The sequence below is a fragment of the Rhizobium mayense genome (genome assembly GCF_030272705.1).
Lineage (GTDB): Bacteria > Pseudomonadota > Alphaproteobacteria > Rhizobiales > Rhizobiaceae > Rhizobium > Rhizobium mayense.
This window is the reverse complement of record NZ_JARFYM010000027.1, coordinates 62,431-77,852: the sequence shown is the minus strand read 5'-3', so window position 1 is coordinate 77,852 and position 15,422 is coordinate 62,431. Positions and strand designations below refer to the sequence as shown.

18 protein-coding genes are annotated in these 15,422 nt (G+C 60.3%); 10 read left to right on the top strand and 8 right to left on the bottom strand.

Features of this window, described 5'->3' with window-relative positions:
- Nucleotides 1–73: 73 nt before the first annotated feature.
- Both PY649_RS25540 and PY649_RS25535 read right to left on the bottom strand, forming a co-directional pair.
- Nucleotides 74–928 carry a metallophosphoesterase gene (locus PY649_RS25540; protein ID WP_285871646.1) on the bottom strand — a complete coding sequence of 285 codons (855 nt, stop codon included), beginning with the start codon at nt 926–928 and terminating at the stop codon, nt 74–76.
- 114 nt (nt 929–1,042) lie between these two features.
- Nucleotides 1,043–1,645 (bottom strand): superoxide dismutase, encoded by a 603-nt coding sequence (locus tag PY649_RS25535; RefSeq protein WP_120703556.1) that lies wholly within the window; start codon nt 1,643–1,645, stop codon nt 1,043–1,045.
- A gap of 163 nt (nt 1,646–1,808) precedes the next feature.
- On the opposite strand from PY649_RS25535, the gene PY649_RS25530 reads away from it, so the two are divergent.
- Nucleotides 1,809–2,552: an aspartate/glutamate racemase family protein gene (locus PY649_RS25530; protein WP_285871644.1), complete on the top strand. Its 744-nt coding sequence runs from the start codon at nt 1,809–1,811 to the stop codon at nt 2,550–2,552.
- A 177-nt stretch (nt 2,553–2,729) separates the two neighbouring features.
- On the top strand, nt 2,730–3,236 hold the full coding sequence (locus PY649_RS25525; protein ID WP_285871643.1) for a hypothetical protein: 507 nt from the start codon (nt 2,730–2,732) through the stop codon (nt 3,234–3,236).
- A 43-nt stretch (nt 3,237–3,279) separates the two neighbouring features.
- Here the strand turns inward: PY649_RS25525 and PY649_RS25520 are convergent, their stop codons facing one another.
- The gene (locus PY649_RS25520; protein WP_285871642.1) at nt 3,280–3,624 is read right to left on the bottom strand and encodes a nuclear transport factor 2 family protein; all 345 of its coding nucleotides are present in this window, start codon (nt 3,622–3,624) and stop codon (nt 3,280–3,282) included.
- A 186-nt stretch (nt 3,625–3,810) separates the two neighbouring features.
- On the opposite strand from PY649_RS25520, the gene PY649_RS25515 reads away from it, so the two are divergent.
- The 3 genes from PY649_RS25515 (at nt 3,811) to PY649_RS25505 (ending at nt 6,656) form a co-directional block, all read left to right on the top strand.
- Entirely contained in the window at nt 3,811–4,623 is an 813-nt protein-coding gene (locus PY649_RS25515; protein WP_285871641.1) for a helix-turn-helix domain-containing protein, read from the top strand.
- 105 nt (nt 4,624–4,728) lie between these two features.
- Nucleotides 4,729–5,424, top strand: a complete 696-nt coding sequence (locus PY649_RS25510; RefSeq protein ID WP_285871640.1) for a YbhB/YbcL family Raf kinase inhibitor-like protein — start codon at nt 4,729–4,731, stop codon at nt 5,422–5,424.
- Nucleotides 5,421–6,656 (top strand): MFS transporter, encoded by a 1,236-nt coding sequence (locus PY649_RS25505; RefSeq protein WP_285871639.1) that lies wholly within the window; start codon nt 5,421–5,423, stop codon nt 6,654–6,656. The genes PY649_RS25510 and PY649_RS25505 overlap by 4 nt, the downstream gene beginning before the upstream one ends.
- A gap of 34 nt (nt 6,657–6,690) precedes the next feature.
- Here the strand turns inward: PY649_RS25505 and PY649_RS25500 are convergent, their stop codons facing one another.
- Both PY649_RS25500 and PY649_RS25495 read right to left on the bottom strand, forming a co-directional pair.
- On the bottom strand, nt 6,691–6,813 hold the full coding sequence (locus tag PY649_RS25500; RefSeq protein WP_285871638.1) for a hypothetical protein: 123 nt from the start codon (nt 6,811–6,813) through the stop codon (nt 6,691–6,693).
- Nucleotides 6,814–6,886: 73 nt separating this feature from the next.
- Complete coding sequence (locus tag PY649_RS25495) at nt 6,887–7,498, bottom strand: TetR/AcrR family transcriptional regulator (protein WP_285871637.1); 612 nt, start codon at nt 7,496–7,498, stop codon at nt 6,887–6,889.
- 117 nt (nt 7,499–7,615) lie between these two features.
- Here PY649_RS25495 and PY649_RS25490 point away from each other — a divergent pair, with 117 nt between their 5' ends.
- Entirely contained in the window at nt 7,616–8,299 is a 684-nt protein-coding gene (locus tag PY649_RS25490) for a glutathione S-transferase N-terminal domain-containing protein (protein WP_285871668.1), read from the top strand.
- 129 nt (nt 8,300–8,428) lie between these two features.
- On the opposite strand, the gene PY649_RS25485 is transcribed toward PY649_RS25490, so the two are convergent.
- On the bottom strand, nt 8,429–9,316 hold the full coding sequence (locus tag PY649_RS25485; protein ID WP_285871636.1) for a branched-chain amino acid aminotransferase: 888 nt from the start codon (nt 9,314–9,316) through the stop codon (nt 8,429–8,431).
- A gap of 205 nt (nt 9,317–9,521) precedes the next feature.
- Here PY649_RS25485 and PY649_RS25480 point away from each other — a divergent pair, with 205 nt between their 5' ends.
- From PY649_RS25480 to zwf, 4 genes are all read left to right on the top strand, one after another.
- Nucleotides 9,522–10,562 carry a zinc-dependent alcohol dehydrogenase family protein gene (locus PY649_RS25480; RefSeq protein WP_285871635.1) on the top strand — a complete coding sequence of 347 codons (1,041 nt, stop codon included), beginning with the start codon at nt 9,522–9,524 and terminating at the stop codon, nt 10,560–10,562.
- A gap of 21 nt (nt 10,563–10,583) precedes the next feature.
- Nucleotides 10,584–10,787 carry a transporter associated domain-containing protein gene (locus PY649_RS25475; RefSeq protein ID WP_285871634.1) on the top strand — a complete coding sequence of 68 codons (204 nt, stop codon included), beginning with the start codon at nt 10,584–10,586 and terminating at the stop codon, nt 10,785–10,787.
- A gap of 16 nt (nt 10,788–10,803) precedes the next feature.
- Nucleotides 10,804–11,574 carry a trans-aconitate 2-methyltransferase gene (gene tam / locus PY649_RS25470; protein ID WP_285871667.1) on the top strand — a complete coding sequence of 257 codons (771 nt, stop codon included), beginning with the start codon at nt 10,804–10,806 and terminating at the stop codon, nt 11,572–11,574.
- A gap of 196 nt (nt 11,575–11,770) precedes the next feature.
- Entirely contained in the window at nt 11,771–13,273 is a 1,503-nt protein-coding gene (gene zwf / locus PY649_RS25465; RefSeq protein ID WP_285871633.1) for a glucose-6-phosphate dehydrogenase, read from the top strand.
- Between the two features lie 24 nt (nt 13,274–13,297).
- On the opposite strand, the gene PY649_RS25460 is transcribed toward zwf, so the two are convergent.
- Together PY649_RS25460 and PY649_RS25455 are read right to left on the bottom strand one after the other, a co-directional pair.
- Nucleotides 13,298–14,656, bottom strand: a complete 1,359-nt coding sequence (locus PY649_RS25460; protein ID WP_285871632.1) for a metallophosphoesterase family protein — start codon at nt 14,654–14,656, stop codon at nt 13,298–13,300.
- 240 nt (nt 14,657–14,896) lie between these two features.
- Nucleotides 14,897–15,292: a hypothetical protein gene (locus tag PY649_RS25455; RefSeq protein WP_285871631.1), complete on the bottom strand. Its 396-nt coding sequence runs from the start codon at nt 15,290–15,292 to the stop codon at nt 14,897–14,899.
- Nucleotides 15,293–15,422 lie beyond the last annotated feature (130 nt).

Sequence of the window (15,422 nt, the reverse complement as noted above, 5' to 3'; positions counted from 1 at the left end):
GAGCAGCCTCCGTCCTTAAACCTTCAACTGTGCGGATCGTTCCCCAGAGACTCAAAAGATGCCCGAGATCTCGTTAGGCGCCGTGCAGCGCCAGCACCCTGCTTTCCTCACGTCCGAATCCCGCAATGTCCAGCCGATCTTCGCAAACCGACACGATCGCATAGGCATTGCTGTCTTCGGTATCGACCATGCCTTTGAAATTGACGAAATAGGTGCCGTCCATGACGCCGAAATTGCCGTCATGATTATGGCCGCTGAGATAGGCGACGACATGATCGTGTTCGGCAAGCAGCGCCAGCATGCGGTCGCTGTCGAGCGCGTTATGCGAATTCTCCGGGAAGATCGGGTAGTGGTTCATGACGACCACCTTCTCGCCGGCAGCTTTTGCCTCAAGCAATTTGGCGGCAAGCCAGGCATATTGCGTATCGCTGACGGCAGCATTCCAGCGATGCGGGTTCGGCGCGCCGGCGTCATGCAAAGCCTTCATCAGCGCCTTAGCTTCCGCCCGACGCGGATCGCCCTCCGGCGGCGCGAAGAGGCTGATCTCGTTGCCGTCCAGTGCAATGAAACGATAGCCGGCACGGGCAAAGTCGTAATAGGCTAGCGGCATCCCGACGCGGGCTGCGACGTTCGTCAAATGCTCAGGCGCGACGGCAAAATCATGATTGCCGAGCAGAAAATGCCGTTCGTGCCGCAGGGTCTCGTAGATCGGCAAAACCGCGTCGAAACTTTCCCAATTGCCGTCGATGATATCGCCGAGGGTGACGACGAAGGCGAGATCGTGTCGATTGAATTCCGCAATCGCCTCTTCAAGCTTGGCGAGGCTCTTGGCCGGGTAGCGGTTCAACGCGAGATTGGGTTCCAAGGCGGCATATTGCGGATCAGCGACGACACCGAAACGGAAGAGTGGAGCGGATAGAGACGACATGCAGCGCCTCCCTGGGGCTGGCGGGACGACAATCAGACGATATCAAACGGTGGATATGGAAACACCCGACGCTTCGACAGCGCCGGGTGCGAAAAGCAAGCCTAGACGGCAAACTTACTTCGTGGCGGCTTCGTAGCGCTCCAGGACATAGTCCCAGTTGATCAGGCTATCGATGAAAGCTTCGAGATATTTCGGACGCAGATTGCGGTAGTCGATGTAGTAGGAATGTTCCCATACGTCGACGCCGAGGATCGGCGTGGCGCCATGAACGAGCGGGTTTTCGCCGTTCGGGGTCTTGGAGATCTCGAGCTTGCCGTTCTTCACGGAAACCCAGGCCCAGCCGGAACCGAACTGGGTGGCGCCGGCAGCGGCGAAATCGGCCTTGAACTTGTCGTAGCCGCCGAGATCGGAGGCGAAGGCTGCTTCCAGCTTACCCGGCAGCTTGTTGCCGCCGCCGCCCTTCTTCATCCACTTCCAGAAATGGATGTGATTGTAGTGCTGGGCAGCGTTGTTGAAGAGGCCGGCGTTAGTGCCGAAAGACTTCTTCACGATCTCTTCGAGAGAAAGATCGGCAAGACCTGCTTCTGCAGCGAGCTTGTTGCCGTTGTCGACGTAAGCCTTGTGGTGCTTGTCGTGGTGATACTCGAGAGTTTCACGCGACATGAAGGGGGAAAGCGCTTCGTAATCATAGGGAAGTTCAGGCAATTCGAAAGCCATGGTCATATCTCCTCTTGGCAATAGATTGCGTCGGCAGGTGATCGGGAACATAGGAGGGGACGCTGTGAAGGGCAACCGGCGCCGTGCCAAAAAATCATGAGGTCGAGGAAAATTTACCCTTGTTTGCGCTAGTATTTTTGCCGCTCCTGACATGGGGACGCCAATGGTGAAAAAAGCGATCAAATCGAACCATGGTGAAGCGCAGGCGGAGTTGCTAAGATTCCTGGCCGTACCACTCGATTTTCAAAGATTACCCATGATCATCGCCTGCCTGCATACCGCCGAAAGCAACATCTCCATCTATGAAGATGCCGCAAAGCAGCTAGGCTTTCCGGCCGACTGTCTTCATCATCATGTCCGCGCCGATCTTCTTTTCGCTGCTGAACGGGCGGGCGGACTGACGCCCGACATCGAAGCGGAAACGGCCGCGGTCATTCTGCGTCTCGCGCAGGATGCTGATGTTGTCGTGCTCAATTGCTCGACCCTTGGACCCGCGGCATCGCTGGCGGCGGACAGATGCGAGGTACCCATTGTCAGAGCGGACGGCGCGCTTGCCGAAAACGCCGTGGAGGCCGGCGGCAAGGTCACCGTCCTTTGCACGACCGAGACGACCATCGCTCCAACCACGAGACTATTCGAAGAGGCAGCGAAGACGACAGGCGCCGAGATTGATGTCCGCCTGATCTACGGCGCATGGGTGCTGTTCCGGGCCGGCAAACAGGATGCTTATCTGGCTGGGATCGCCGAGGCGGCGGAGGCAGCCTATCGTGAAGGGGCCAAGACAGTGGCCTTCGCGCAGGCATCGATGACCGGAGCGGTCGCCCTCTTGGGTAACGACTATGCGCGGCCGCTGAGCGGTCCGACTGCAGCATTGCAGGCGGCGATAACAGTGATAACCGCGCGCTGAACCAAGACACAGACCGGACTTGCGGCTTCAACACGGACTGACGGCAGACATTCATTCATTGACAGCCTACCAACTAGTAGGTTATGCATTCAATCATCGAAGAGCGAGGAGGATCCGAAAGCGTCCATAGCTCGCGTCTCAAGGCTACCTACTAGTCGATATACAAAGGAACTCATTATGCCCGCTCCTCTCTCCTTGCTCGGCGAACTCCACACCGCCATCAGCGTCGTCCCGATCGTTGCAGGGCTCTACAGCTTTGCAAAGCATGGCGGCATCCAACCCCAGATGCGATCGGGACAGATCTATCTTGGCGGTTTGGCGCTGTCGGTGGTGACCTCCTTCGGACTGTCTTCTACAGGTGGGTTCAATCCGGGACACGCGCTCGGCATCGTGACCCTGCTGGTGGCATCAGGCGCAATTCTGGTGGGGAGAATAAGCTTTCTCGGTCGGCTGCGGGCCTATCTGAGGGCGTTCGGCCTGTCCTTCACCTATTTCCTGCTCTGGGTTCCCGGCATTAATGAAACGCTCTCGCGGCTCCCGCCATCGCATCCGATCGGCAACGGTCCGGATTCGCCGCCGGTGCAGATGGCCTTGCTCGCCTGGGTGATCCTGTTTGCCGCCGGCAGCCTTCTGCAAGCCTGGACGATCCATCGCGGCCATGCGCTATCCCGCGCCCGGGCGTAACGCGAGTGAACGGGCCGGCTTTTTCGAGCTGGCCCACTATGTCTTAGACATTGCGTCCGAAATAGACGTTTACCTCGGCGATCCTGTCGCCGGTAAAGCGGATCATCTCCATATTGCGAAAACTGCTTCCGTCCATCTTTTCGGCGCGATAGCCAACGATTACCTCGTCGCGATCCGGCACGAGATGTTCAATATGAATGGCGCGAAAGATCTTCTCCTTCGGCCAACAATTCTTAAAATATTGGTCGCGGTCGATGCGATCGTCGCGCGGGCTGGAAAAGGTAAAATCGCTGGTCAGCATTGGGCCGACAACGTCAGGATGTTGTGCGACATAGGCGGCATATAGCCGCCGCACCGTGTCGCAGCGGGCATTATCAAGAGTACTCATGGTGCATCTCCTCTCTATCCGGCAACCGCATTGGATATAGATCTGATCGCCGGCAATCTGATTGCAAAATGCAATCAGTTTTATATCATGAGATGAGGGAACCGACAAGGCGCTTTGCCGGCTTGGCATCGCCTGTGGAGTGGTCCAGACTACTGCTGTCATGGATATCAGCAGGAAGCCGCCGTCATGCCCGAGGCTCAGCAAATATTGGAAAAGTTGCGCCGCCTGGCGGGCAAAGACAACCGCCCGGCCACCATGCCGGTTGGCGAAAAAAGCTACTCCACGCTTTTCACCTTCGTTACCCGGCAGCGCGAGCGTATTGCCGGCTCGAACTTTTCCCAGGTCTCGATCGTCGTTCTTGTCGAGGGCTTCAAGGATGTGCTGAGCATGGGGCGCCGTCGGCGCTTTCCGGCCGGCACGGTGCTGGTGTTGCCCGCGGGCTGGCGCGGCGATGTCGTAAACGATCCTGATCCGCATAGCGGCGTCTATCGCGCCATCTTCATCAGCTTCCCCGACGAGTTGGTGCGCCGCGCGCTCCGGGCCTTTCCTCCGGGGCGCGTGGCGTCGCAGATCGACCTGCCGCTCGATCCGGTGCTCGCCGCAGCCATCCATCATGCCGGCGAAGGCATCGCGTCGGGCGAATTGCCGAAGGCGCTGATCGAGCATCGCCTGATGGAAGTGCTGATGGTGCTCGGCATACGCGGCGCCCTGCCCGCCTCGCCCGAAACGACGGCCGAGGCCGTGCGCGCGTTGGTGCGCTGGCAGCCGGACCGCGCCTGGACCGCCGACCTCATTGCTGCCGAACTCGGCACCAGTAACGCAACGCTGCGGCGGCGCCTGTCGCAGGAAGGCTCGTCGTTGCGTGACGTTATGGCGAGCGAACGGGTGGCTTTGGCAACCACGCTTTTGACCGAAGATGGATTGTCGCTGCGCGAGGCAGCGCTTGCCACCGGCTATCGTTCACCCCGCCGATTTGCCGAACGGCTACGGAACGCTTGAGCGTTTCCGGACGAATTTTGAGCGTTTGGGCGCACCGGAGCGCCAGGACGATTTGTTAGACCTGCCCGAGAGCTCGAAAGGGCTGAAACAAGAAAGGGCAAGACCATGCGAAATTTCACCCATTTCCTCGGCGCAATCGCCGCCGCCACCGCAACGCTTGCAGCCGGCGGGCCGGCCTCGGCGGCTGATCTCAAGGTCACGTTCGAAAAGAGCGATGGCCTGATGTTGCTGCCGGAAAACGCGTCCTGTATCGCCACGGCGAACGGCAAGTCAGCGCCTGGGCCGAACAGGAGCCTCGCGCTGTCATGGTCAAAGGGACCGAAGGGCACACGCTCCTACGCACTGACGATGGTCGACCCCGATGCGCCGGCCGATTTCTCAGTGTTCAACAAGGATGACAAAAGCATTCCGAAGACGTTCAAGCGGATCGAATTCGTCCATTGGGTGCTCGCCGATATCCCGGCTTCGCTGACCAAACTTCCCGAAGGTGCCGATGGCGACGGTCCCCCGGAGGCCGGATTGCCGCTCGAACGCACCGCCCACGGCCGGCGCGGACAGAATGGCGCAGGTGGTGGCTCCTTGGCGAATGGGCCGCATGGCGGCTACATGGGTGCCTGCCCACCCTGGAACGACGAGCGGGTCCACAGCTATCACGTCACCGTCTACGCACTCGACGTGGACCGGCTCAATCTGCCCGATCTCTTCACCCGCGCCGATCTGCTTGCCGCGACGAAGGGACACATCCTGGCGTCGGGCAGCCAGGAATTATTTTATACGACGAATGCAAAGGCCAAGAGATGACTGTTCAGACAAGATGGGATGCGGCCGCGCCGGCTGAACCGGAAACCGCTTATTGGATGCGGAATCTGATCATCTGCCTCCTCGGCTCCTTTACCACCATCGTGGCGATGACGCTGCTGCTTCCCTTCCTGCCGCTCTATGTCGAAGAACTTGGCGTCGTCGACAAGGCGGAAACCGTGCAATGGTCCGGCATCGCCTATGGCGCCACCTTCTTTGCCGCGGCTTTCGTGGCGCCGCTGTGGGGCAGGCTCGGCGATATCTATGGCCGCAAGCTGATGCTGGTGCGCGCGAGTCTCGGCATGACCGTGGCCATCTCGCTGATGGGGATGGCGGGCAACGTCTGGGAATTGGTCGCGCTGCGAATGTTCACCGGGCTTGCCGGCGGTTATGCCTCGGGCTCGATGGTGCTGGTCGCGACCCAGACGCCAAAACATCGCTCGGCCTGGGCGCTCGGCATGCTGTCCTCCGGCGTCATGGCCGGCAATCTGGTTGGACCACTGATCGGCGGTGCCCTGCCGCCCATCATCGGCATTCGCGGCACCTTCCTGCTCGCCGGCGGCGTGATTTTCCTGACGTTCCTGGCGACCACCTTTTTTATCAGGGAAGAGAAATCGCCGGCACGAAAGAAGGCGGCAAAGGCAAGCGGCGGCTGGGCTTCCATCCCTGACAAGCGGCCCGTCGTCGCGATGCTGACGATCGGGCTGCTGCTGATGCTCGCCAACATGTCCATCGAACCGATCATCACCGTCTACGTCGCGCAATTCGTCGATGATGCACATGTCACGATGGTTTCGGGCGTGGTCATGGCCGTCGCCGCGCTCGGGAGCATCCTTTCAGCCTCGTGGCTCGGCAAGCTTGCCGACCGCATCGGCCACTGGACCGTGATCATGGCAGCTCTTGCGGTCGCCGCACTGCTGTTGATCCCACAGGCGTTCGTGACGGCGGCCTGGCAATTGATTGCACTGCGTTTCCTGATGGGCATTGCGCTCGGCGGGCTGCTGCCGTGCATCACCGCGGTTATCCGCCACAATGTGCCGGATGCGGCAGCCGGGGGCATACTCGGCCTGGCCACCTCTTCGCAATTCGCCGGTCAGGTGGTCGGCCCCGTCATGGGCGGCTTTGTCGGCGGCCATATCGGCATGCGCGCCGTATTTCTCGGCACCTGCGTGCTGCTGGCGATCGGCGCGGTTTATTGCTGGTGGGTCAGCCCGAAGGAGCAGACGGCCCCATAAGGGGCCGGACACTTCAATCACTTCCGACGTTACGTCACCACGTCAATCCGAACAGCATCGAATAGATGACGAACCCGGTCGCCGCGATGACACAGAGCTGCAAAAACAGCCTGTAATAGTCGAAAACATAGACAGAAGCGGGAATAGAGATTTTCATGGCGGCCTCCTCGGTGATTTTGCCGACCAAGGTTATTTTACCACAAATACTACTTTCGCATCGCCTAATTTAATTATTTCCGACCGCAGATGAGATCGACGCCGGAGCGCGCAAGCGCTTCCAGCGTTTCGCGCGTATCGCCTGCACGGGCCCGCACGGCGAGCGAATGCATGACCGCGGAAGCAAGCCGTGCCAGAATCGCCGGATCGGCATCCGCTGGGAGTTCGCCCCGCTCCACCGCAAGCTCCATCCGTTCCTTGATTGCGTCGTCGAAGTCATTCAGGCTGCGGCCCAGCACCTCACGCACACGGGCATGCTGAATAGCCTCCGCCGTCGCGGTGCTGATCAAAAAGCAGCCGCGTGCTGCCGTCTCGCCGTGCAGATATATTTTCAAAGCCGTGGCATAGACGCTCGCCAGGTTGTCCCGCAGCGGCAAAGCGGGATCGAGAGCCTCCGACAACACATCCATGCTGTCTTCGCGGTAGTCTTCCAAGGCATCCAGATAGAGTTCTTCTTTGTCGCCGAACGCGCCGTAGAGGCTCGGCCGGTTCAGCTTCGTCGCAGCGCTCAGCGTATCGAGCGACGCCGCGGAAAATCCCTTGTCCCAGAAAACCTCCCGCGCTTGCCCGATCACCGTCTTGGCATCGAAGGCGCGTGGGCGGCCCTGCTTTTTCTCGCTTCTCATATTTTATACCGTTTCGCATAAAAATCTTGACCGAGCGAATTTTATGCGAGATGGTACAAATGTTCAACGGATATTCGCGCGATGCTTCGTGCCCGCGCCGAGAAGGAGGAAGACCTGATGAAACTCTATATGCACCCAGCTGCATGCTCGCTGTCGCCGCACATTGTTTGTCGGGAACTGGGGCTCGATATAGAGCTGGTCGAAGTCGATCGTAAGACGCATCGGACGAGTTCGGGTGACGACTACCTCGCCATCAACGGCAACGGCTACGTGCCGGCCTTGATGCTGGATGACGGCAGCATATTGACCGAGGGGCCGGCGATCGTGCAGCTCCTCGCGGAATGCTCGCCGGAAGGATCACGCATGCTGCCGAAGGCCGGAACCTACGCCCGCAACCAAGTGCAATCCTATTTGAACTTCATCACCTCCGAACTGCACAAGCCGATGGCAATGCTGTTCAACTCCGCTTACGAAGGCGCCCATGCCGGCATCCATGCGCTGGTCTCCAAACGACTGGATTGGCTGAACGGCCGGTTTGCCGGCGCCTATCTGACCGGTGACGATTTCACGATCGCCGACGCCTATCTCTTCGTCTGCCTGAACTGGTCGCCCTGGATCAAGATCGACCTCACCCGCTGGCCAGCGGTACATGGGTTCATGGCCCGCGTCGGCGCTAGACCAAAAGTCCGCCAGGCCCTCCAGGAAGAGGACCTCGAAGCCTTCGAGGCCGATGGCATCTTCTTCGCGCCGCAATCCTATATCGCTTCGGCCGGTCGTTCCGGAACGCCGGTGCGGCCGTAAAGTCCTGATGGAATTCCTAGGGCAGGGCTTAACCGGCCCTGCGCTTTTTGCTGCCTTGCGCTTCGCCTAAGCTCAGCGCATTCGTCGCTGTAATCGGTTCACTGGATCGATTGCTCGGGTAAAGTCCGATCACTCTTCGCTGGCGTTTCGGCCGTAAGCCCAGTCCATGTATAGCTCCAGCGCCTTGCGGGCGATTGGACCCTGCTGGAATTCGCGACCGTCGAGGCGGTTGACCGAAACGACCTTGGAGTAGTTGCCGGTGGTGAAAATCTCGTCGGCAGCCATGAATTGTTCAACGGAAAGCGTCTCCTCACGCACATCGAACCCTGCCCGGCGCAAGAGGCCCATGACGCGGGCCCGCGTGATGCCGGCGAGGAAGGTGCGGTTGGCGACCGGCGTGTAGACGACGCTGTCCTTCACCATGAAGACGTTGGAAGATGCAGTCTCGACAACATTGCCGTTTACGTCGCGAACCAACGCATTGTCGAAGCCGCGCTTCTTCGCTTCCAAGATCATGCGGCCGCTGTTCGGATAAAGCGAACCGGTCTTGGCGTCGGTCATCGCGGTTTCCGGCGACGGGCGGCGGAAGGGCGAGACAGTGAGTGTCACGCCGCCATGACCACCGAGCGGAGCTTCGAACAGGCAGAGTGCAAAACGGGTCGATTCCGGATCGACGGCGACGACGCTGCCCGGCGAGCCATGCTCGCCCCAATACATGGGCTTGATGTAGATCGGGATCTTGCCTTCGAATTTCTTCACGCCTTCCAAGGCGAGCACCTCGATCTCCTCGGCCGTCTTCAGCGGCTTCAGCCCCATGGCGATCGCGGAGCGGTTGATGCGCTGGCAATGCAGATCGAGATCGGGCGCGATGCCGTCGAACCAGCGCGCACCGTCGAACACGGTCGAACCCAGCCACATTGCATGCGAAGTCGGGCCAATCAGCGGCGGATTGCCGGAGAGCCATTCTCCATCGACATAGGTCCAGGTTGCAGTGCGGGGGGATGTATCGACGGCCATGATAAGTTCCTCCTAAAAGCGGGAAGAAAATGCCTGCGCAACCTAAGGGTCAAGCGGAAATTTCGGTCCAAAATCCATTCGCAACAAAGCGCCGGAAGCTGCATTCCCTGCGCAATTTTCATGCGCTGAAACAATAGCTTGACGAATGGGTGAATCAGGAAAAATGATGGATCATGCCAACCGCGGCAGGACAGGCGAGATTCCCATGAAAGCTATGTATTATGAGGCCTTTGAGGCCAAGCCCGATATTCGCACCCTCCCCGATCCCACTCCGGGGGAAGACGGCGTCGTGATCGCCATCGGCGCGTCAGGCCTTTGCCGCAGCGATTGGCATGGCTGGATGGGTCATGACCCCGACATCAAACTGCCGCACGTGCCCGGCCATGAACTGGCAGGCAAGGTGGTGGCGACCGGCCGGGGCGTCGTCCGCTTCAAGGTTGGCGACCGCGTCACCGTGCCGTTCGTTTCCGGCTGCGGCCATTGCGCCGAATGCCATTCCGGCAATCAGCAGGTCTGCCCGAACCAGTTCCAGCCCGGCTTCACTCATTGGGGTTCCTTTGCCGAATATGTGGCGATCGACTATGCCGACACCAACCTGGTGCATTTGCCGGAGACGATCGACGATGCGACGGCGGCAAGCCTCGGCTGCCGTTTCGCCACTTCGTTTCGCGCAGTTGCCGACCAGGCCAGAACGCGGCCAGGCGAATGGATCGCGGTGCATGGCTGCGGCGGCGTCGGTCTGTCCGCCATCATGATCGCCAATGCGCTCGGCGCGAATGCCATCGGCATCGACATTTCCGACGAGAAGCTGGCTTTCGCGCACGAATGCGGCGCGGTCGCAACGATCAATGCGGCCAGCGTTGCCGATGTCGCTGAGGCCGTGCGCGAGATCACCAAGGGCGGCGCGCATGTCTCGATCGATGCGCTCGGCCATCCCGTCACCTGCTTCAATTCGATCAAAAATCTGCGCCGCCGCGGCCGGCATGTGCAGGTCGGCCTAATGCTCGGCGAACATGCCGCGCCACAGATCCCGATGGCGCAGGTGATCGGCCACGAGCTGGAAATCTACGGCAGCCACGGCATGCAGGCCTGGCGCTACGATGCTATGCTGGACATGCTTGCCGCGGGCAAGATCGCCCCGCAAAAGCTGATCGGCCGCAAAATCAGCCTGGAAGAAGCTGTGCCGGCGCTTATGGCGCTGGATAAGGCGGAGGGTACGGGGATCAGCGTGATTACACGTTTTTGACACGGACTGTATGATATCGAGATGGGCCATTTGCGCTTTCCCCTCGCCCGCGGCAGCCTCGACAAATTCTCGGCAATGCCTACCGGCTTCATTCTCCGGCGGCTGGGCCATTTGCCGCACGAGGGCGAGAACTTCACGTCTGGTGATCTCGCCTTCGACGTGATCAAACTCGCCGGGGGCAATATCGTCAAGGTCCGGATTCTCCGGATGGAATATGCAGTCTGATGAAGAGGATACCATCATGGCGTGGTCTGCCGGCCAGTATGTGAAATTCGAAGATGAACGCACGCGCCCGGCGCGCGATCTCCTGGCGCAAGTGCCGCTGGAGCGCATCGACCGTGCCATCGATCTTGGCTGCGGGCCGGGTAATTCAACCGAACTGATCGTGGAGCGCTACGGCGCGGCCGGCGTCTCCGGCCTCGATAGCGACGAGAACATGCTGGAGGCGGCCCGCGAGCGCATGCCCGGCACGGAATTCGTCAAAGCCGATCTTGCCACGTGGCATCCGGAAGAACCTGTCGACCTTCTTTTCGCCAACGCCGTCTTCCAATGGCTGCCTGATCATCTCGACATTTTCGAGCGGCTGATGGACGGGCTCAAGCCAGGCGGCGTGCTCGCGATCCAGATGCCGGACAATCTGACCGAACTCAGCCACCTCATGATGGAGGAGACCGCGAAAAACGGCCCCTGGAGCGAGGCTTTCGCGAAGAAGAGCGTGCGCCGCAATCCCCTGCCCTCGCCATCTGTTTATTACAACCGGCTGATCGGCAGGTCGGCGCGCTTCGACATCTGGCACATCAACTACAATCACCCGCTGGAAAATGCCGCGGCCATCGTCGAATGGGTCAAGGGCACGGGCCTGCGCCCCTATCTCGATCATGCCGGCGCCGAACACCGTGAAGCCTTCACCGCCGACTATCTCGCACGCATCGAAAAGGCCTATCCACCGCTGGTGGATGGCAAAGTCTTGCTACGGTTTCCGCGGCTGTTCATGATCGCCGTGAAGAAATAGGGGCACCATATAGCACATGCCGTGGCGACGCCCGCCCATGCGGTCGTGCCTCGGAGTGGAACCCCTTTCGAAAAGCGATTCCGGTTTTCTCGATCTTGGGTTAGAACATCTTCGCCCAAGCACGAAAGCACGGCTGAAGGAGAAGATGCATGTCGTCCAGAAACCTGATCTCCCTAATCCAGACGGAGGTGCATTCATGACTGGCTTCACCGTTCCCCCCGCTCCGCCGCTGACGCTTGTCATTTTCGGTGCAACCGGCGACCTGACGCGCCGGCTGCTGATGCCGACGCTGATCAACATGACCAAGGCCGGCATGTTGGGCGACGATCTGCATGTGCTCGGCGTCAGCATCGAACCCGGCGGCGACGAATTCCTGGTCAAGCATCTTGACACCTTCCTCGCCGCCAACGGAATGGAGCAAGCGCAGCAGAGCGATGCCTGGCAGAGGTTGAAGACGCGCATCTCGTATATCTCTGGTGACTTCACTCAGGGCGCAATCTATCAGGAAATCAGCAGGCGGCTGCAGCATGCGTCGAGCGCCAATGCCGCTTTCTATTTTGCCGTGCAGCCGCGCTTTTTCGGCGACATCACCAGCCGCCTCGCCGAGCATGGGCTTCTTGACGAAACCGCCGGCGTCTTCCGGCGCATCGCCATCGAGAAGCCGTTCGGTCATGACCTCGCTTCCGCGCAGATGTTGAACGCGACGCTTCTGCACAGCGCGGACGAGAGCCAAGTCTATCGCATCGACCATTTCCTCGGTAAGGAAACGGTGCAGAACATCATGACGACGCGCTTTGCCAACATGATGATCGAAGCCCTGTGGAACAACAACTACGTCGACCATGTGCAGATCACAGCGGCGGAATTTGTGGATGTCGGTACGCGCGGCAAGTTCTACGACGCGACGGGTGCTTTGCGTGATATGGTGCCGAACCATCTGTTCCAGCTGCTTGCCATGGTGGCCATGGAGCCGCCGAACAGCTTCGACGCAGAATCCGTCCGCAACGAAAAGGGCAAGGTGCTAAAGGCGCTACGCCACTATTCGCAAGAGGAGGCGGCGAAAAACGCGGTGCGCGGCGCCTATACCGCCGGGCCGCTCGACGGCAAGGATCTACCGGCCTACACAGAGACGAAGGATGTCGCGCCAGACAGCAATACCGAAACCTACGTGGCGCTGAAACTTTACGTCGACACCTGGCGTTGGGCAGGCGTGCCCTTCTATCTGCGAACGGGCAAGGCCTTGAGGGCGCGTGACACCGAAGTCGTCATCACCTTCCGGCAGGTGCCTTTCGCGCAATTTCCCCGCGCACCTTCGCGTCCGGACCTGCCGCCGAACAAGCTCATCATTCAGGTGCAGCCCAACGAAGGGCTGCAGATGGGAATCTCCATCAAATCGCCGGGGTTGGTACTGAAGACCGCGCCGATCGAGCTCGATTTCCGCTATGCCGACCATTTCGACATCGGTCATCAGACGGGCTATGAATCGCTGCTCTACGAACTTTTCCTCGGCGACCAGACCCTATTCCAGCGCGCCGACAGCATCGAAGCCGGCTGGGCGGCAGTGCAGCCCTTTATCGATCTCTGGGCCGCCGACGGCAGCAAACCCGATCCCTATGCCCCGGGCAGCATGGGACCGGCCTGTGCGGACGAGCTCATCGGGCGTGACGGCCGCGTCTGGCATCAGATCGGAGACGATTGAGACGTAAAGGAGGAGGCGCGACGCCTATCCCGCGGCAAACGCTACCTCCAACCCCTCGCCCACGAAGACGCGGTCTTCGGTGCCGCGCTGACCGTGGCCAACGCTCCATCGCGTCGGCCACACCAAGCGTTCAAGGCCCGTCGCGGAGGCTCCGTCGAACGAAGTCCATCTGTCATCGCCGTGCACGCGATAGAGCACGCCGCTTGGACCCATTCCGGCATGCAATGCGATCTCAACGTCGAAAGCCTCGCCTGCCGCAACATCGGGCCCGAACCAGTAGTGCGGGCTGCGGCCGGGCTCGCGGCCCAGGATCAAGGTCAGGGTTTGCCGCGGACCGCGTAACCCGAGCCAGAGCGGTGCAATGACATCGGGATTGAAGGCAGAGAAGAGTGTTTGGGCCGGCGGATGTGCTGTCTCCGGCATCAGGCCCTGTATCCGCAATTCGATGACGCGATCACTGTTCATCGGGCCGGTAAAGTCGGCCGGATGCATCCCGGGCGAGAGGGTTTGCCAGCTCTCGGGATCGGCCGGCTTGAAAGGCCATTGCAGTCGTTCACGGACGGCGCCGTCCGTATCCAGCACCTGATAGAGAAAATAGTCCGCGTCCAGCGCCGCCTGGATGCAATGAAGATATTCCACGCCCTCCGGCATTCTATGCGCCGTCCCGGCACCGGCGGTACAAAGCTGCAGGACGCCGCGGTGAACCTGAACGTCGAAGGCGAGGATATGGCTGCAGACATAGGCCAGAACGTCCGCCTCGACCAGAATATCCCAAAACCGGCTGGCGTAATCCGGACCGATCTCGCGCTGATACGATCCGGAAAAACCGTTGATGGGGAAAACCGGGTGATGGCCGAGGACGATCTTATGGCGCGCGTCGCCGTGTTGTTTCAGCGTCGCCTCCAGCCACTCCGTCTCGACATGGCCCTCGCCGCCGAGCCCGGTCCACAGTGTATGGACGAAAACCAGAAGAAGATCACCGCGGCGCACCCAATAAGACAGTCCTTGCTGGCCCGGCGGCCCGTTATCCGGAAGCCGCAGGACCTCGCGAAACGCCCGCTCGCTCATTTCGTCATAGGCGGTGTGGTTGCCCGTCGTGTGCCAAAGGGGCGTCTTTTGACGATCAAGCCAACCCATTTCATGCTCGAACCAGTGCCGCCATTGCGCCCTCAAAGCCTCCGGATCGGCGGTCAGGCCGATGATCTCGTCGCCCGGAAACAGGATGAATTCCGGCGGCGGATCGAGCCGGCGCAAAACAGCGTTGACGGCGGCAAAGGTTTTCTCGTGCAGCGCCCCGGGAACCCCGGAACAGGAATCGCCGTAGAGCACGAACTGATGCCCGGGGCCGTTCGGCAAAAGAGCAGGAATGGAGTTCGCGGACATGTGGCTGGCCTGTAAGAAACGAAACACCTTCACCCCGCAGTGCGGGGAGAAGGTGGGCGGAGACATTGTTGGCCGACGCGAAATGTCGACTCGGATGAGGGGCCCTTCCCGATCCACTCGCAAAGGTGGAGCATGCTGTCCCCGCAATCTCGGGGACTGTCAGGTTCATCCACTGTTACCGAGCCTAAGTGCCCGGCCCCTCACCTTCTCCCCGCAGGCGGGGAGAGGGAATGACATGGATTACAGGAACTGGCTCAACCCCGGCACGGAGTTGACGACCTGATCGACCACTTCATCGCCGGCATGTACCCGAGCGGTCGCAATGGTTTCCTTGGCGAGCGAAGAAATTTGGCCCATGTCGAGACCGCTGCTCATCAGCGACTGGCCGAGCGCCATGAGGCCGCCGCCGGCGCCCACTGCGTTGAGGAGGCCGCCGAGCAGGCCGCCACCGGACGTTTCTTCACCATTATATTGCGCCACGAGATCGGAAGCGCCGGGGATGGCATCGATCATCTTGGTGACGGGGCCGTCCGGCGCTTCGCGCTGAAGGAAGCCAAGCATCATGCCCACAGCCTTCTCCGCGATGTCGGGGGAAATGCCGGCTTTCGTTGCGATCTGATCAATAATCTCGTTCATTCTGGCCTCCTGCCTGTTACTTATGACGTTAACGTCAACGTAATTGAATGCGCCCGCCGACTCGAGCCTGGCCGCGTTGTGCCTGACTCTACCGGAAGCATCACCATGAAGCGAACGGTTGTCCCCATTC